This window comes from Amycolatopsis sp. lyj-109, assembly GCF_046548995.1.
GTDB lineage: Bacteria > Actinomycetota > Actinomycetes > Mycobacteriales > Pseudonocardiaceae > Amycolatopsis.
The window spans coordinates 61,907-79,270 of the sequence record NZ_JAJPWR010000020.1; the positions used below are offsets into that span (position 1 = coordinate 61,907).

Annotated in this window: 15 protein-coding genes and 1 pseudogene; 10 read left to right on the forward strand and 6 right to left on the reverse strand. The window is 72.5% G+C overall.

The window, feature by feature from the left end; translation table 11 throughout:
• The first annotated feature begins 15 nt into the window (after nt 1-15).
• The 8 genes and pseudogenes from ACLJQF_RS35670 (at nt 16) to ACLJQF_RS35705 (ending at nt 8,561) form a co-directional block, all read left to right on the forward strand.
• Entirely contained in the window at nt 16-951 is a 936-nt protein-coding gene (locus ACLJQF_RS35670) for a 5-dehydro-4-deoxyglucarate dehydratase (RefSeq protein WP_410614673.1), read from the forward strand.
• Complete coding sequence (locus ACLJQF_RS35675) at nt 951-2,207, forward strand: glucarate dehydratase family protein (protein WP_410614674.1); 1,257 nt, start codon at nt 951-953, stop codon at nt 2,205-2,207. Before ACLJQF_RS35670 ends, ACLJQF_RS35675 begins: the two co-directional genes overlap by 1 nt.
• Before the next feature lie 4 nt (nt 2,208-2,211).
• Nucleotides 2,212-3,339, forward strand: a complete 1,128-nt coding sequence (locus ACLJQF_RS35680; RefSeq protein WP_410614675.1) for a hypothetical protein — start codon at nt 2,212-2,214, stop codon at nt 3,337-3,339.
• A gap of 78 nt (nt 3,340-3,417) precedes the next feature.
• Complete coding sequence (locus ACLJQF_RS35685; protein WP_410614676.1) at nt 3,418-4,875, forward strand: aldehyde dehydrogenase (NADP(+)); 1,458 nt, start codon at nt 3,418-3,420, stop codon at nt 4,873-4,875.
• Between the two features lie 106 nt (nt 4,876-4,981).
• Nucleotides 4,982-7,363, forward strand: coding sequence for a polysaccharide lyase 8 family protein (locus tag ACLJQF_RS35690; protein WP_410614677.1), 2,382 nt, complete (start codon nt 4,982-4,984; stop codon nt 7,361-7,363).
• A 68-nt stretch (nt 7,364-7,431) separates the two neighbouring features.
• Nucleotides 7,432-7,778: pseudogene (locus tag ACLJQF_RS35695) on the forward strand (NAD(P)-binding protein); the annotation flags it as partial.
• A gap of 13 nt (nt 7,779-7,791) precedes the next feature.
• Nucleotides 7,792-7,962 carry a hypothetical protein gene (locus ACLJQF_RS35700; RefSeq protein WP_410614781.1) on the forward strand — a complete coding sequence of 57 codons (171 nt, stop codon included), beginning with the start codon at nt 7,792-7,794 and terminating at the stop codon, nt 7,960-7,962.
• 134 nt (nt 7,963-8,096) lie between these two features.
• A complete protein-coding gene (locus tag ACLJQF_RS35705) occupies nt 8,097-8,561 on the forward strand; it encodes a DUF6294 family protein (RefSeq protein ID WP_410614678.1) in 465 nt (154 codons plus the stop codon).
• A gap of 159 nt (nt 8,562-8,720) precedes the next feature.
• Here the strand turns inward: ACLJQF_RS35705 and ACLJQF_RS35710 are convergent, their stop codons facing one another.
• The 6 genes from ACLJQF_RS35710 to ACLJQF_RS35735 form a co-directional block, all read right to left on the reverse strand.
• Nucleotides 8,721-8,843 (reverse strand): ribosomal protein bL36, encoded by a 123-nt coding sequence (locus tag ACLJQF_RS35710; RefSeq protein WP_410614679.1) that lies wholly within the window; start codon nt 8,841-8,843, stop codon nt 8,721-8,723.
• 76 nt (nt 8,844-8,919) lie between these two features.
• Nucleotides 8,920-10,092 (reverse strand): VWA domain-containing protein, encoded by a 1,173-nt coding sequence (locus ACLJQF_RS35715; RefSeq protein ID WP_410614680.1) that lies wholly within the window; start codon nt 10,090-10,092, stop codon nt 8,920-8,922.
• Complete coding sequence (locus ACLJQF_RS35720) at nt 10,089-12,272, reverse strand: DUF5682 family protein (protein WP_410614681.1); 2,184 nt, start codon at nt 12,270-12,272, stop codon at nt 10,089-10,091. Before ACLJQF_RS35720 ends, ACLJQF_RS35715 begins: the two co-directional genes overlap by 4 nt.
• Entirely contained in the window at nt 12,269-13,354 is a 1,086-nt protein-coding gene (locus ACLJQF_RS35725; RefSeq protein ID WP_410614682.1) for an ATP-binding protein, read from the reverse strand. The genes ACLJQF_RS35720 and ACLJQF_RS35725 overlap by 4 nt, the downstream gene beginning before the upstream one ends.
• Entirely contained in the window at nt 13,351-14,736 is a 1,386-nt protein-coding gene (locus tag ACLJQF_RS35730) for a DUF5691 domain-containing protein (protein ID WP_410614683.1), read from the reverse strand. The genes ACLJQF_RS35725 and ACLJQF_RS35730 overlap by 4 nt, the downstream gene beginning before the upstream one ends.
• Nucleotides 14,737-14,779: 43 nt before the next feature.
• A complete protein-coding gene (locus tag ACLJQF_RS35735; protein ID WP_410614684.1) occupies nt 14,780-16,087 on the reverse strand; it encodes an SWIM zinc finger family protein in 1,308 nt (435 codons plus the stop codon).
• A gap of 166 nt (nt 16,088-16,253) precedes the next feature.
• On the opposite strand from ACLJQF_RS35735, the gene ACLJQF_RS35740 reads away from it, so the two are divergent.
• Nucleotides 16,254-16,763, forward strand: coding sequence for a PadR family transcriptional regulator (locus tag ACLJQF_RS35740; RefSeq protein ID WP_410614685.1), 510 nt, complete (start codon nt 16,254-16,256; stop codon nt 16,761-16,763).
• Nucleotides 16,763-17,362 carry a GyrI-like domain-containing protein gene (locus ACLJQF_RS35745; RefSeq protein WP_410614686.1) on the forward strand — a complete coding sequence of 200 codons (600 nt, stop codon included), beginning with the start codon at nt 16,763-16,765 and terminating at the stop codon, nt 17,360-17,362. Before ACLJQF_RS35740 ends, ACLJQF_RS35745 begins: the two co-directional genes overlap by 1 nt.
• The last annotated feature ends 2 nt before the right edge of the window (nt 17,363-17,364 follow it).

Genomic DNA, 17,364 nt, shown 5'->3' on the forward strand with positions numbered 1-17,364 from the left:
GAGAGCAGAAAACTGATGGCACAGAACGAGATCGAGCTGGACGGCCTGCTGGCGTTCCCCCTCACCCCGTTCACCGAGGACCTCGAGGTCAACCTCGACGCGCTCGCGGAGAACGTGGAGAGCCACATCGCGGCGGGCGCCGGTGCGCTGTTCGTCGCGTGCGGCACCGGCGAGTTCAGCTCGCTCTCGCCTGCCGAGCACGCCTCGGTGCTCGCCCGGACCCGGGAGGTGGCCGACGGCCGCGTCCCGGTCTGGGTGGGTGCCGGTGGCGGCGCGGCGTCGGCGCGGGCCGGCATCGCGGCGGCCCAGGCGGGCGGTGCGGACGGCGTCCTGCTGCTGCCGCCGTACCTGGTCACCGGACCGTCGGCGGGGCTGGTCGACTTCGTCTCCTACGCCGTCGGGGACTCGTCCGTGCCGGTCATCGTCTACCACCGCGGCACCGGCGTGTTCACCGCGCCCGCGGCGGCTTCGCTGCTGGACATCCCGTCGGTCGTGGGCTTGAAGGACGGCTACGGCGACGTCGAGGTGATGACCCGGATCATCACGACGATCCGGTCGCTGGACACCGAGCGGTCGCGGAACTTCCTGTTCTTCAACGGGTTGCCCACCGCGGAGGTCTCGGCCAAGGCCTACGCCGCGATCGGCGTCGCCCGGTACTCCTCGGCGGTGCACTGCTTCGCCCCGGAGATCGCGCACCGCTTCCACCGCGCCCTCGCCGAAGGCGACACGCGGGTGATGGACGCCCTGCTCGCCGGGTTCTACCTGCCGCTGGTGACGCTGCGGGACGAGACGCCCGGCTTCGCCGTCTCGCTGGTGAAGGCCGCCGCCCGGCTGCGCGGCGACAAGGTCGGCCCGGTCCGGCCGCCGCTCGTCGAGCCGACGCCGGAACAGATCCGCCGGCTCGAGAAGGTCGTGGAGGACGGCTTCGTGACGCTGAAGGGGCTCGGCTGATGCAGATCCTCGACGTGGTGCTGACCCCGGTCGCCTTCGCGGACCCGCCGCTGCTCAACGTCATGGGCGTGCACGAGCCGTTCGCACTGCGCAGCGTCGTCCAGGTCAAGTGCGAGGACGGGATCGTCGGGCTCGGCGAGTCCTACGGCGACGACGCCTTCCTCGGCGAGGTGCGCAAGGTGCTGCCGCGGCTGCGCGGCCACGACGTGTTCGACCTGCCCGGCCTGCAGCGGCTGGTCGCGGAGGCGCTGTCGGAGACGGTGCTGACCGACGCGCACGGCCTGATCGGCGGCTTCTCGATCCGCAAGACGATCGCGAGCGTGTACTCGCTGTTCGAGGTCGCCTGCCTGGACGCGCAGGGCCACTTCCTCGGCCGTCCGGTGACCGACCTGCTCGGCGGCAAGGCCCGCGACGCCGTCGAGTTCTCCGCCTACCTGTTCTACAAGTACGGCAAGCACATCGACGGCCGCGAGGACTCCTGGGGCGAGATCACCACGCCCGAGGCGCTGGTCGGGTCGGCGAAGCGGATGTTCGACGAGTACGGCTTCCGCTCGATCAAGCTCAAGGGCGGGGTCTACGAGCCGGCCCAGGAGGTCGACGGCGTCCGTGCGCTGGCCGAGGCCTTCCCCGGGCACCCGCTGCGGATCGACCCGAACGGCGCCTGGACGGTCGAGACGAGCATCCGGGTGGCGTCCGAACTGGACGGTGTGCTCGAGTACCTGGAAGACCCGACGCCCGGCATCGAAGGCATGGCTCGAGTCGCCGCCGAAGCGTCGATGCCGCTGGCCACCAACATGTGCGTGGTCAACTACGGCGACGTCGAGCCGGGCTTCCGGGCGCGCGCGATCGGCGTGCTGCTGTCGGACCACCACTTCTGGGGCGGGCTGCGGGCCACGCAGTCGCTGTCGGTGACGTGCGAGAGCTTCGGCGTCGGCCTGTCGATGCACTCCAACAGCCACCTCGGGATCAGCCTGGCCGCGATGGTGCAGGTCGCCGCGGCGACGCCGCACCTGACCTACGCCTGCGACACGCACTGGCCGTGGAAGGTCGAGGACGTCATCGAACCGGGCGTGCTGGCGTTCACCGACGGCGCCGTCGCGGTGCCCGCCACCCCGGGGCTCGGGATCACGCTCGACGAGGACGCGCTGGCTCGCCTGCACGAAAACTACGTCCGATGTGGACTGACCAAGCGGGACGACGGGACTTACATGCGGAAGTACGTGCCCGGGTTCGAAGCGAACACGGCGAGGTGGTGAGCCGGTGAAGGTGACGGGATACGCCTACCCCTGGGACGTCCTGGAATCCGGGTTCGTTTCGCGGGTGCAGAATCTCGGCGTCGACGAGGTGGCCGTGGCGCTGTCGTACCACAGCGCCCGCGCGGCGACGCCGTGGTCGCCGTCCCGGACGGCCGTCGTGGCGCGCCACGCGGCGTTCTACCGGCCGGTGCCCGAGAGCTGGGGCGGGCTTCAACCGTCCACTCCGGACTGGGTCTCGTCCGGGGATTCCGGGGGTGACGCCGTCCGGCTGCTCAACGAGGCCGGTGTCCCGGCCGCCGGCTGGATCGTGCTGACCCACAACTCCCAGCTCGGCTACGCGCACCCGGACGTCGTGGTCCGCAACTGCTTCGGCGAGGCTTACCCGTGGGCGCTGTGCCCGTCGCAGCCCGCGGTGCGCGAGTACGCGGCGAAGGTGACCGCGGAGGCCGTCGCGGGGCTGGAGCTGGCGACGGTGATCCTCGAGGCGTGCGGCCCGCTCGGTGCGGTGCACCAGCACCAGCACGAGAAGACCGACGGCGTGTGGGCGCCCGCGGTGGCCCGGCTGCTGTCGATCTGCTGCTGCGACGCCTGCGCTTCTTCGTGGGACGTCGATGCGGACACCGTCCGGGCCCAACTTGTCGAGGAGGTCCGGCGGCTGATCGCGACCGGCGACCTCGGCGTTTCCGGTGACCGGTTGCCGCCGGAACTCACCCAGCTGCTGCTGCGGGTCCGGCAGCAGGCGACCGACGAGCTGCGGGCCGCGGTTTTGGCGACGCTGCCTGCGGGCATCCGGATCGTGCTGCACGGCGCGCTCGACCCGTGGGTCACCGGCGCGCTGCCCGGGCTGACGCCGTCGGCGCCCGACGACGTCGACGCGGTCGTAGTGTTCGGGTGGGCCCCCGCCACGGGTGCCGAGGCCGTCGCGGCGGCCCGGGAAGCCCTGCCCGAACGCGTGGCGATCGCGAGTTACATCACGGCGGTCGCCGTCGCGCCGGTGCCGGACATCGCCGCGTACGTCGGCGAGCTGGCCAAGGCCGGTGCCGCCGAGCTGCACCTGTACCACCTCGGCCTGGCCGGTCCGGGTCGCTGGGGCGACCTGGAAACGGCCACCGCCGCCGCCCATGAGAACTGAGACATCCGGGGTCGAACCCCGGACCCCGCCGGGGGCCCGCCCCCGGACCGGAAATGTGATCGAGGAGCTGTTCCACCGATGAGCCAGGCCACCGACGCCGCCACGCTCGAGAAGATCCTGGCGGGAGCCGCCGACGCCGCCCGTCCCGCCGCCGAGGCGACCCCGGCCGAACGCGCCGGCTGGCTGACCGCCGTCGCCGACGCCCTCGACGCCGCCGCGGGCGAACTGGTCCCGCTGGCGCACGCCGAGACGCACCTGCCGGAGACGCCGCGGCTGGCGGGAGAGCTGAAGCGCACGACGTTCCAGCTGCGCCTGTTCGCCGAGGTCCTGTCCGACGGCGAGTACCTCGGCGCCACCGTCGACCACGCCGACCCGGACTGGCCGATGGGCCCGCGCCCGGACATCCGCCGCGTCAAGACCGCGATCGGGCCGGTGCTGGTCTTCGCGGCCAGCAACTTCCCGTTCGCGTTCAGCGTCGCCGGTGGGGACACCGCCTCCGCGCTGGCCGCGGGCTGCCCGGTGGTCCTCAAGGCCCACCCCGGGCACCCGGAGCTGTCCGCGCAGAGCGGCTCGGTCGTGCGGGAGGCGCTGATCAAGGCGGGCGCCCCGGCCGCTCTGTTCAACGTGATCTTCGGCCAGGAGGAAGGCGTCACGGCGCTGAAGGACCCGCGGATCGCGGCGGCGTCCTTCACCGGCTCGATCCCCGGCGGGCGGGCGCTGTTCGACATCGCGAACGCGCGGCCGCGGCCGATCCCGTTCTACGGCGAGCTGGGCAGCGTCAACCCGGTCGTGGTCACCGAGGCCGCGATCGCCGCGCGCGGGGAAGCGGTGGCCAAGGGCTACGCCGGGTCGTTCACCCTCGGCGCCGGCCAGTTCTGCACCAAGCCGGGCCTGCTGTTCCTGCCGGAGGACCACGGCCTGACCGACACGCTGCGCGCGGCGCTTTCCGGGGCGGCCGCCCAGCCGATGCTCAACGACCGGATCGCTTCGGGATACGCGTCGAAGCTTTCGGCGCTGCGGGAGGTGCCGGGCGTGGAGGTCGTGTCTTCGTCGGCATCTTCCTCGCCCGCGTTCACCCCGACCCTGCTGGCGACCACCGGCAAGCAGTTCCTCGAGGGCGGCGCCACGGTGCACGAGGAGTGTTTCGGGCCGGCGTCGCTGATCGTCACCTACGCCGACCAGGCCGAGCTGCTGCGCCTGCTGGAGGTGATCGAACCGGGGCTCACCGCCACGATCCACGGCGAGGAGTCCGATGCGGACTGGCTCCGGCCGGTACTGCCGTCACTGGCCCGCATCGCCGGCCGGCTGCTGTGGAACGACTGGCCCACCGGGGTGACGGTGAGCTGGGCCCAGCAGCACGGCGGCCCGTACCCGGCCACGACGGCCCCGACGACGACGTCCGTCGGCACCGCGGCGATCGAGCGGTTCCTGCGCCCGATCGCCTGGCAGGGCTTCCCGGACGCCCTGCTGCCCGAGCCCCTGCAGGAGGCCAACCCCTGGCAGCTGCCCCGCCGCACCGACGGCTCCCGCCCCTGACCGACCCCGGGCACTTTCACGTGAAAGTGCCCGGGGTGTCCGCCGCCGCACAACTGAATCCCTGTCCCCGCAAGCCAAGGATGTCTTGATCCTGGGAGGCATTGTCATGCCCGTGAACCGGAGAAATGCCCTGCGCGGTGGTGCCCTGGCGGCCGCTTCCACCGTGCTCCTGACCCGCCCGGCCTTCGCCGCGGCCGCGGCGAATCCCGCGGCGATTCCGGTGAAAGCGGCCGGCCCGGTGCCCGCCGCGACCGCGTCGATCGTCGCCGCGTACCGGCAGCTGCAGACCGGTATCAACCGGCCGTCGCCGGAACGCACCGAGGCGCTGGCCAACCTCGGCCGCGTCGCCAAAGCCTACAACGCGAGCCTGTCCGTCGCCGGCGGCGGTGCTCCACTGTGGACGGACCTGCCGCTCGGACCGGGCAGCGACTACACGACGTCGATGTACGCGCGGCTGCGCGCGATCGCCGTCGACTGGGGCACCCCGGGCGGTGCGCTGTCCGGTGACCCGGTGGTGCTCGACCGCATCAAAACCGCACTGGGCCTCATCAACGCCAGCCAGTACCACGAAAACGTCGGCGAAATCGGCAACTGGTACACCTACGAAATCGGCATCCCGTACTACCTGCTGCACACGCTGTCGGTGGTCGCCGACCAGCTCACCGCGGAACAGCTGGCTCGCTACCTCGCGCCGGTCAAGCGGTTCGTCGGCAACCCGAACCTGCGCGCGAACAACCCGTCGGTGGTCGAAACCGGCGCCAACCGTGCGGACAAAGCGCTCATCTCGATCGTCTCGGGTGCGATGCTCGGCGACACGGCGTGGATCAAGACCGGCATCGACGCGCTCACCGACGTCGCGGGCGGGGGCGCTGCGAGCGTCGTCGCAAAACTGGACCGCGCGGCGGGCGACGGCTTTCACGTCGACGGCTCGTTCATCCAGCACGACACCATCCCGTACCCCGGGCACTACGGCATCGTGCTGCTGACCGCGCTCGCCGGGGCCATCCACGTCACGCAGGGCACCGGATACGCGCTCCCGCAGCCGCTGAAGGACAAGATCTACGCGCTCGTCGCGGACAGCTTCGCGCCCTTCGTCTACGCGGGCGCGCTGATGGAGCCGGTGCGCGGGCGGATGCTGTCGCGGCAGGGGGAGACCGGTCACGACATCGGCCACCAGCTCACGGTCGCGACGCTGGTGCTGGCCCGGACGGCGCCGGGCAAGACGAAGACCGACCTCAACGCGCTCGCCGCGAAGTGGATCAAGGAAGGCACGTTCGCGCCGTTCCTGAAGATCCCGGACCCGGAGCGGTTCGCGCCCGGCCCGGACCTGGTGGCGACGCCGGGTATCGAGTTCGCGCAGGACATGCTGGCGTCGGGCGCGCGTCCGACGCGGGTCGAGGCGACGCACCGGATCTTCGGCCAGCAGGACCGGCTGGTCCACGTCACCGAGGGGTGGTCGGCCTCGCTGGGCGTCAGCTCGACGCGGATTTCGCGCTACGAGGCCATCAACGGCCAGAACCTCAAGGGCTACCACGTCGGCGACGGCGTGCTCTACATGTTTCTGCCGAACGCCAAGGGCCACTACACCGACGCCTACTGGCCGACGGTCGACCCGCTGCTGCTGCCGGGCACGACCGAGCACGACGGTCCGGTCGATCCCAAGTTCGGCGGCGTGCCGGTGGGCCCGAACGCCCACACCGGCGGCGTCCGCTGGGACGCGCGGCACGGCGCCCACGCGATCGACTTCAAGAACTGGGACGGCTCGCTGGTCGCGAAGAAGTCGTGGTTCTTCACCCCGGACGGGATCGTCTGCCTCGGCGCCGGGATCACCGGCACGTCCGCCGCCGCGGTCCGCACGACGATCGAGAACCGCAACCTCGGCGAGGGCGGCCGTGGGACGCTGCTGGCCGACGGCCGGCGCGTCGCCACCGACCTCGGGAAAGCTTCCGCGTTGCGGCGGCCGCGCTGGGTGCACCTGGAGAACGTCGGCGGGTACGTGGTCCTCGACGACGCTTCGGTGACGGCGGTGCGCGAGGATCGGACGGGCGCGTGGCGCGACATCGACACGGGCGCCAACACCAAGGGCACCACGACGCCGAACACCCGCCGGTACCAGAAGCTGGTGCTCGAACACGGCGTCAAGCCGACGGACGCGAAGTACGCGTACGCGGTGCTGCCGGGCGCTTCGGTGATCGACACGCTGACGGCGTCCTGGGCATGGCGCGTGCTGGCGAACACCCCGGTGGTGCAGGCGATCCGGCTGGCCGGCGGCACGGTGCTGGCGAACTTCTTCGCGGCGGGCTCGGTCGGCGACCTCACCGTGTCGGGCCCGGCGTCGGTCGCGATCGGGCGGTGCGGGGCCCGGACCCAGCTGGCGGTGTCGGATCCGACGCAGCTTCAGGACAGCGTGACGGTGACGGTGCGCGGCCGGGCCGTTGTGGTGCCGGTGAAGGGCGCATTCGGTGCCACCAAGGTGGTCCTGGCGTAAGACCTCCCCGCCGGGCCGGTGCCCCGACCCGGTCCGGCGGGGTCCCCACCTCGGTTGGGCTGCCGTCAGTGACCGAGCACGTGGACGTCCTGATCGTGGGCGCCGGCCTGTCCGGCATCGGCGCGGCCTGCCGGCTGCAGGAACGGTTGCCGGGCAAGACGTACGCGGTGCTGGAAGCGCGTGACACGATCGGCGGCACCTGGGACCTGTTCCTGTACCTGTGCAGCGGTTACTACTCGTACGAGTCCGGGCCGTCGTCGACTTCCCGGGCCGCGAGGAGTTCGCCGGGGAGATCGTGCACCCACAGCACTGGCCGGATTCGCCGGACTACACGGGCAAGCGGATCGTGGTGATCGGCAGCGGCGCGACGGCGGTGACGCTGGTCCCGGCGCTCGCGCTGCAGCGCTCGCCGTCGTCCGCGGCCGATCGTGGACCTGCAGTCGGGGTACATCAAGAGGGCCGCCTCCGGCCTGCCGAAGCAGGGCGGGCGACGGCCCTGGATGATGCGCCAGAACTTTCTGCTGGACCTGGCCGACATGCGGTTCGGTCGCGTGGACGACGGGGTGCTGCGCTTCGGCCGCGCCGCCGCGATGCGCTGAGGTCCTTCATTTTCGGGCAGCGGAAGGACCGCCTCTGCGGGTGGTGTTCCGTGTCCGCCGGCTCCTGGTGATCGATTTTCCGCCGTGTCACGGTGGTGAACACACGCCATCACGTGATCAGGGAGGAAACACTGATGCGACTTGTTCTCCTGGCGAAATCGGCGGCCGTCGCGCTCGCCGTGCTGAGCGGCGGCCTCGCCGTCACCGCGCCGGCTTCGGCCGCGACCGCGGGGGTGGTCGGCCCGGCGTCGACGCAAGCCGGCCTCGCCTTCACCGCGCCCAACGACCTGCATTCGGGCGACTGCACGCTGTTCCACGGGGCGACCTGGGTCCTGAACCCGGACGGCACGGCCTCGTTCGACGGCACGGTCACCAGCAGCGACGACCACGACGCCTGGCTGATGTGGGTCCACGTGCTGGACCGCAACGGCGCCGAGCTCGGCCTGGTGGGCAACAGCTTCCCGAACACGCCGGACCCGAACGAGTTCGCCCGGAACCTGCCGGACAGCAGCCTCCAGTACCGGTTCCTGGCAACGGGCCACTTCCCGTCGTCCTGGTACGGCCTGATCGGCTACCTGCGGCTCGAGTACCGCTGCTGACGGTGTGCGCCGAGGGGCATCTCGCGTGATTGGGGAGTCATCTCGCGTGATTGGGGAGTCATCTCGCGTGATTGGAGGGGCATCACGGGTGATGCCCGGCCAGTCACGCGTGATGCCCCTTGGCACATGGCCGGGCCCCGGCGGTGTTGTGTTCCGGCGTCAGCCTTGGCGGGCCTTCGAGCGGGGGTTGTCCTTGTTGATCACCAGCACCTTTGTCCCCCGGCGGATGACCTGGGCGCCCGGCTGGCGGGCGAGCGAGCGGAGCGAGCTGCGGACCTTCATGGCGAGCCGTCCTTCCTGCGGGAGTTGTCGTCCCGCACTCCGGTCAACCGCCTGGTCGTCAGTTTCATTCCGCAACTCAGCTGGTCTCCCGGGCGACCCACCCTTGCAGGTCGTCGCCGCGGATGGCCGCGGCCATCAGCTCCGGGAACTGGTCCGGGGTGCACGCGAAGGCCGGAATGCCCAGCTCGGCCAGGGCCGCCGCGTTCTCGTGGTCGTACGACGGTGCGCCCGAGTCCGACAGCGCCAGCAGCGTCACCACCTGGACGCCCGCGCCGGCCAGTTCGGTGATGCGGTGCAGCAGCTCGTCGGAGTCGCCGCCCTCGTAGAGGTCGCTGATCAGCACCAGCAACGTCCGCTCCGGGCGCTCGACCAGGCCCTGGCAGTACGCGATCGCCCGGTTGATGTCCGTGCCGCCGCCCAGCTGGGTGCCGAACAGGACGTCGACCGGGTCGGCGAGGTGCTCGGTCAGGTCCGCGACCTCCGTGTCGAACGCGACGAACGACGTCTTCAACGCCCGCATCGACGCCAGCACCGCGCCGAACAGCCCCGAATACACGACTGACTCCGCCATCGACCCCGACTGGTCGACGGCCAGGATCACGTCCCGCTGCACCGCCTGCTGCCGCCGGCCGAAGCCGATCAGCTTCTCCGGGACGATCGTGCGCAGGTCGGGGGAGTAGTGCTTGAGGTTCGCGTGGATCGTGCGCGCCCAGTCGACGTCGCCGGGACGCGGCCGGTGCGTCTGCGACGCCTTGTCCAGCGCGCCCCGGATCGCCGCGCGGGTGCGTTCGGCGAGCCGCTCCTCGAGCTCGGTGACGACCTTGCGGACCACCTCCCGCGCGGTTTCCTTGGTCTCCTCAGGCAGCACGCCGTTCAGCGACAGCAGGGTGCCGACCAGGTGCACGTCCGGCTCGACCGCCGCCAGCAGCTCCTTCTCCAGCAGCATCCGGGTGAGCCCGAGCCGGTCGACCGCGTCGCGCTGCATGACCTGCACGACGGTGCTCGGGAAGTAGCGCCGGATGTCGCCCAGCCAGCGCGCGACCCGCGGCGCCGACGCGCCCAGGTTCGCGCTGCGCGGCCCGCCCGTGGCCTCTTCGTCGGGCTTGTCGTAGAGGGCGGCCAGCACCGCGTCCACCCCACTGTCCTCATCGGACAGTTGAGCGTCCTCCAGCCCGGACCCCGGCCCGGCGCCGTCCCCGCCCAGCACCAGCCGCCAGCGCCGCACCCGGTCCGTGTCCGCGGTACTCATGCCCCCACCCCCAAGAGCGTCGCCAGGACCGGCAGCACGCGCTCGGCCCGGCCCTCGTCCAGTTCGCCGGCCACGGCCACCGTGCGCCCGGAGCCGGTGAGCCCGGCCGCGCGCTGCCCGATCGCCCGCTTTTCGGGCCCGCTGAACGCGCCGAAAGTGCGACGCAACAACGGAAGCACCTCGGTGAAGACGTCGGCGTGGATGCCGGCCAGCCACGCGTCGATCACCCGCAGCAGGCCTTCGTCGTGCACCAGCAGCAGCGCGCCGCCGTCGAAGAACCCTTCGACGTACGCCGCGCCCGCCGACGGTGTGACGCCCGGCGTGAGGGCCCGGCCCAGCCGCAGTTCGATGTCGAGCGCGTCGAACAGCCCGGCGTCGTGCAGGATCCGGCTGAGCCGTCCGGCCAGCAGCGGCGGCAGCGACGGCCGCTCCGCCAGCCGGGCCAGCGCCGCCAGCCAGCGCTCCTTCGCCTCGTCACCCAGCAGGGAGGTCGCGTCGTGCACCCCGTCGACCAGCTGGGCCAGCCGGGCCGCGGCGTCGTCGTCGATGCCGTGGGCCGCCGGCGGCAGGCCGGCGCAGATCCGGTCCAGCATCCGGTCGGCGACCGTCCGCAGCGCGCCGGTGTCGGTGCCGCGGACGTTGCCGTACCGGGTCGCCCTGGCCAGCGCGGGCAGGGCCGACATCAGCCGGGCGACGTCCGCGTCCGCCGCCGCCCGGGCGTCGAGCGCCGCGAGGGCTTCGGGCAGTGCCTCCGGCAGGTCGGCGAGCAGGCAGTTCTCGACGGCCGTGGTGACCTCGTCCAGCGGCGGCGTGCCTTCGACGGTGCCGCGGACCACGGCGGTGGCCGCCGACGGCACGGTGGTGCCGTACACCGCGGCCGCGACCAGGTCGACCTCGAACGACGGCTCCCAGCACAGCACCCACGTCTCACGGAAGGTGCCTCGGTTCCGCCGCGCCGACGCCTCCCGGCTGCCCCACTCGATGCCGAGGATCCGCAGCCGGTGCAGCAGCTTCGAGCGGTCGAGCCCGCCCGGCGTCCGCAGGTCGAGGTCGAGCTCCTTGACCTCCGGGTCCTTCTTGAGCCGCAGGCGTTTCGCGGTCGCGGTCAGGTCCGCGGCCAGCGGCGGCTGCGGGACGCGGTCGGGCACTTCGCCGAGCCGCTCGCCGACCACCAGCCGCCGGGTGACCAGCTCGACCTGCACCTCGTCCCCGCCGCACAGCACGGACCGGGTGGCTTCGGTGACCTCGGCGAGCCCGGCCGACGACCGGCCCCGCAGCGTGGCCAGCGTCTCGGCGAGCCGGACCGCCTCGATGACGTGCGCGGTCGAGACGGGCAGGTCCTCCTCCCGCAGCACCGCGGCCACCCCGGCCAGCCAGCGCGCGGTGACGTCGCCGGCCGTGGTGAAGAGGTGGTGGTACCAGCCCGGCGACCGCACGCCCGCGCCGTAACCGCTGGCCGTGGCGAGGCGCCCGTGCGTCCACGGCACCCAGGTGCAGGCGACCTTCCGCTTCGGGAGTCCTTTGAGGACGGCCTGGTCGTGGGACGCCGGCGGCAGCGGGTCGGCCAGCGCGGGCACGTGCCAGGCGCCGCAGACGACGGCGATGTTCTCGAAGCCGTCCTTGCGGGTGCGGCGCAGCACCGAGCGCATGTAGGCCTCGCGGCGGGCTTCGTTGCCCTGCGGGGGTTCTTCGTCCTCCCGCACGGCGCTCATCGCCTCGGCGATCACCTCGAACGGGCTTTCGGTGTCCCGCCGTGACTCGACGACGTCGTCCCACCAGCGTTCCGGGTCGTCGTAACCGCCGGCCGAGGCCAGCAGGGCGAGGGGATCGACCGGCGGGCCGGTGTGCTCGTCCGGCGCCGCGGCGAAGGTGTGCGCGGCCGGGAGGTCGCAGAACCGCACCGGGATCCCGGCCTCGCGGGCGTAGGCGAGCGCCTGCCACTCGGGGCTGAAGACGGCGAACGGCCAGAACGCGGCGCGCGAGACGTCGTCGGCGGCGTAGGCGAGCAGCGCCACCGGCGGCTGCATGGCCGGGTCTTCGGTGAGCTCGACCAGCGCGTCGGCTTCTGGTGGGCCCTCGATGAGGACGACGTCGGGTTCGAGTTCGGCGAGCCGGGTCGCCACGGCCCGGGCGGATCCCGGGCCGTGGTGGCGGATGCCGAGCAGGTGGGTGGCCGTCACGAAAGCTCCTGGCCGGCCCGGTAGAAGTCGGCCCAGCCGTCGCGCTCGCGGACCACGGTCTCCAGGTATTCGATCCAGATCGCGCGGTCGGCCACCGGGTCCTTGACGACGGCGCCGTGGATGCCCGCCGCGACGTCGTGCGGGCGCAGGACTCCGTCGCCGAAGTGGGTGGCCAGGGCGAGCCCGCCGGTGAGCACGCTGATCGCCTCCGCGGTCGACAGCGTGCCGGACGGCGACTTCACCGCGGTGCGGCCGTCTTCGGTGCGGCCCGAGCGCAGCTCGCGGAAGATCGTGACGACCCGGCGGATCTCGGAGAGCTCGGCGGCTTCGGCGGGCAGCTGCAGCGAGGTGCCCAGCTCGGCGACCCGCCTACTGACGATCTCCACTTCGGCCTCGGCGCTGTCCGGCAGCGGCAGGACGACCGTGTTGAACCGCCGCCGCAACGCGCTGGAGAGCTCGTTGACGCCCTTGTCGCGGTTGTTCGCCGTCGCGATCAGGTTGAAGCCCGGCCGCGCCTGCACCTCGGTGGCCAGCTCCGGGACCGGCAGCGTCTTCTCGGACAGGATGGTGATCAGCGAGTCCTGGACGTCCGCGGGGAGGCGCGTCAGCTCTTCGAGCCGGGCCAGTTTGCCGTCCCGCATCGCGCGCAGCACCGGGCTTTCGACCAGCGCGGCCGCGCTCGGGCCCTCGGCGATCAGCCGGGCGTAGTTCCAGCCGTAGCGGATCGACTCCTCGGACGTGCCCGCGGTGCCCTGGACCAGCAGCGTCGAGTCGCCGCTGATGGCGGCGGAGAGGTGTTCGGACACCCACGTCTTCGCCGTGCCGGGGACGCCGAGCAGCAGCAGCGCGCGATCGGTGGCGAGGGTGGCGACGGCGACCTCGATCAGCCGCCGCGGGCCGACGTACTTCGGGGTGATCACGGTGCCGTCCGGCAGGGTGCCGCCGAGCAGGTACTCGACGACGGCCCACGGTGAGAGGTTCCAATTGGGCGGCTTGGCCCGGTCGTCGGCGGCGGCCAGCGCGGCCAGCTCGGCGGCGTGGTCCTGTTCGGCGTGCGGCCGGAGGACGGTGGGGGCGGTCATGCGAGCTCCTCGTACATTTCGCGGCGGAAGTTCAGCGTTTCGGTGAGCGCCCGGCGCCAGGGCCCGGCGTCCATGGTCAGGCGGGTGGTGGCCAGCGGGTGGCGCAGGCACGGCGGCGGGACGGCGCGCGCGATCACGACGGCGGCGTGCGAGACCAGGCGGTGGTCGTCCTGGCGGGCGATCCAGTCGAGCAGCGCGGTGCCGAGTTCCTTCGTCCACGGCCGGGGCAGTTCGTGCACCAGCCGCGCGAACGATTCGACGGGCAGCCGGCTCACCAGGTGCCCGATGGTGGCGGCCTGGCCGACCGGGCTCAGCACGCCGAGAAGCGGCGGCGTGGTGCGCCCGCCGGGGTCGGCGCCGATGAGCGCCTGTGCCCAGGTTTCGTCACGCTGGCGCAGGGCGGCGGTGGCCCAGGAGTCCCGCAGCACGGCGGCCGGGCAGCCCTCGACGGTCATCCGCACGACCTCCGCGGGCGGGCCGAATTCGGTCCAGAAGGCGAGGGGCGCGGCCGCGACGAGGGTGCGCAGCCGGACGGTGCCGTCGCCGCGTTCGCCGTGGGGGAGGGCGACGGTGAGCACCCGGTTCCGGCGGTGGACCAGGGGGCGCAGCCGTTCGGCCATGCTTTCGCCGTAGCGGGTGCCGGGCAGCCGCCCGAGCAGATCGGCGGCCTGTTCCCGGACGGCGGCGGCCCGATCGGTGAGGGCAGCTTCGAGGAAGGCTTCGTCGCCGGCTCGGACGTGCCCGGCGAGGACGCCGAGGAAGTCGGCCCGGACGTCGGCAGGTTCGGTTTTCCAGGAGGTGGTGAGGGCTTCGCGCGCGGCGTCCGGGTCTTGGGCGAGGTGCGTGGCGAGCCACCGGCGGCGCTGGGCCAGGCTGCCGTACTGCCAGACGTCGGCTTGGGCTTCCGCGGGCGCGGAAAGGAAAGCCCAGTCGGGGTTCCGCTGCCCGAGCCAGGCGCCGGTCGGCCCGGCGACCGCGACCAGGGGGCCCCGGAGGGCGGCTTTGGTGCGGGCGGCCTCAGCCAGCAGCGGCAGGATTTCGGGTGGGACGCGGTGGCCGGTGCCGGCGACGATGCCGAGCCACTCGAGCAGGAGGTCGGGGTGACTGGCGGCGAGGAGGCGGCCGAGCCGTTCCCGGGCGAGCGGCGGAACGAAGGGGCGCTCGTCTTCGAGGGCGACGGGGAGCGGCCGGACGTCGCGCAGCGGCTGCCGCCCGGCCCGCCGGTAGACGGTGAGCACGGCCGCGGCGGCGAGCAGCTGCTCGGCGGGGTCGCCGCGGTCGGCGACGAGGTCCTGGACGGCCGCCGGCTGGGCGGAGGCGTCCAGGGTGCGCCGCCGGGTGCCGAGGAGGGCGGTGCCGACGAGATCTTCCCAGGCTTTCACGGGCGGACCTCCGATTTTCCGACGCGGTGCGGGAAATGGACGTTCACAGCCGCACCGCCCGGCCGTCGTGCCAGCACGTCAGCGGCCTCAACCCCGACTGACTCCACTCGCCCGCCACCGTCAGCGGGCGGCCCGCCGACAAGGCCAGCAATGACCACGGGAACGCGTACGGCACCAGCGGCATCGCCGTTCCGTCCTTTTCGGACAGACACCAGCCGCCGGCGTGCTCGGCCGGGGTGACGCCCGACAGCAGCACCGGCCAGCGTTCCAGCCACGGGTCCGCCGCCATCGCCTGTGCGTGCGCCGCCAGGGCGTCCGGGATCGAACCGCCGTCGGCCGTGGGGGCCGCGAGGGGGATTCCGCGCTCCGCCACCAACGCCCGCAGCGGCGCCGCGCCCGGGTGGAACGCCAGCTCCGCCGTCAGGTGGTGGCCCGGTGGCAGCGATGCGTCGAGGGGACGGCCCGGTGGCGCGAACGACAACACCAGCGCGTCCCGGCCGGTGCCGAGACCGCGCAACCACGTCCGGCGGGTGAGCAGCCGGTCGTTCTCCTCGTCCGCCGCGCCGGTGATCAGCCATTCGTCCGCGACGCGCTCGCCGCTTTCCAGGACCCGGGCCGTCTCCACCGAAAAGCCGAGCCGCGTGCGGACCGTTTCCGCCAACGCGGGTGGCAGCGACTCAAGGCGCGTGGCCGCGTCGGCGAGCAGGTACAGCTGGGACAGCTCGGCCAGCAGCGCCTCCGGCCAGTCCCGGCGGCCGACGATCCCCGCCGCCCGGCGCAGGCCGCCCGCGAGGCCCGAAGCCTGGGCGTCGACCATGCGGGCCGCGACCGTGCGCAGCTCTTCGCCCCCGCTGCGCTCGAAGCCCGCGAAACCGGCTCCGATCCGGTCGGTGAGCCAGACCTTCAGCTCCGCGACGCCGCCTTCGACGCGTGCCGCCCGGTCGGCAGCACGGCGGGCGGCAGCCTCTTCGTCCTTCGGGCCCGCCGTCTCCGCGCGTTTCTCCGCCCGGCGGGCCCGGTCGGCGCGTTCGGCCAGCCACGTGTGCACCCACTCCGGCGGCTCCGCGGCGTCGACGCGCCCGGCGGCCCAGAGCAGCAGCAGCCCCAGCGTGTGCTTGCACGGGAACTTCCGGCTGGGACAGGAACACCGGAACGCGGGCTCGGCCAGCTCGACGCACGTCTGGTACGGCTTCTTGCCACTGCCTTGGCAGAAGCCCCACACGGCGTCTTCGGACGCGCCCGCGCCCGACCACCGCGCCGGCGTGGCGAGCACCCGGCCCGCCTTCTCCGACGCGGGATCCGGTGCCAGCCCGGCCACGTGTTCCGCGGTCCACGGCACTGCCGTCACCACCTGTCCCCCCACTGTTCGCCCCTCGCTTTCCGGTCCTTGCTGAAGCATGCCAGCAGCCACCGACATTTTTCGGGGGCTCGGGTGGCGGAGCCCCCGACCTGGGGCGGAGCCCCAGATGTCACCGACAATTTCCGGAAGTCGAGTATTCTAGTGCTAGAGTATGGCCGTGCTGACCGACGCGGAACTCACGGTGCTCGGCCTGGTGGCCGAGCGGCCGAGACACGGCTACGAGCTGGACGAGGTCGTCTCCGAACGCGGCATGCGCGACTGGACGGCGCTCGGCTTCAGCTCGATCTACTACGTCCTGGGCAAACTCCGCGACCGCGGCCTGGTCACCGAGGTCGAAGGGGAACGCGCACACGCCAAGGCCAAGAAGACGTTCACGGTCACCGAAGCGGGCCGGACGGCGTGCGCGTCGGCCGCCGAAGCCGCCATCGCGGAGCTGCGACCGGTGCACCCGCCGGTGCTCGTCGGCCTGGCGAACAGCCCGGCCGTCCCGCCCGAACGGCTCGCGGCGGCGCTGGTCCGGCGCGCGGAGGCGATCGGGGAGCGGCTGGCCGAGGTGCGGCGCGCGGCCGCGGCCCAGGACCACGCTCCGCCGTTCGTCCGGGCGATCTTCGACTACTCCGTTGCGCAACTCGAGGCGGAAGCCCGGTGGCTGGAAGGAATGATCTGATGCCGTACGACCTCAAGAAGGACCTCAAGCAGCTCTACGCGCCCAAGAACACCGACTGGGCCCTGGTGGACGTGCCCGAGCAGCAGTTCCTCGCGATCGACGGCCGCGGCAACCCGAACACGGCGGAGAGCTACCGGAAGGCCGTCGAGGCGCTCTACACCTTCGCGTACACGATCAAGATGGCGGCGAAGCAGCGTGGTGAGGACTTCGTCGTGGGGCCGTTGGAAGGCCTGTGGTGGGCTGCCGACTATGCGGCGTTCACCGTGCGCGCCAAGGACTCCTGGCAGTGGACGATGCTCATCGCGCAGCCTTCGCGGATCGGGGAGGACGCCGTCGAGGACGCCCGGGAAACGGTGCGGCGCAAGAAGAAGCTGGACGCGCCGGTCCGGCTGGAGAAGCTGCACGAAGGCCGGTGCGCGCAGGTGCTCCACGTCGGGGCGTACGACGACGAAGGCCCGTTGCTGGCCCGCCTGCACGACGAATACCTGGCGGAGCAAGGGCTGAAGCCGACCGGGTTGCACCACGAGGTGTACCTCAGCGACCCGCGGCGCGTCGAACCCGCGAAGCTGAGAACGGTCCTGCGTCAGCCGGTCGGCTGACC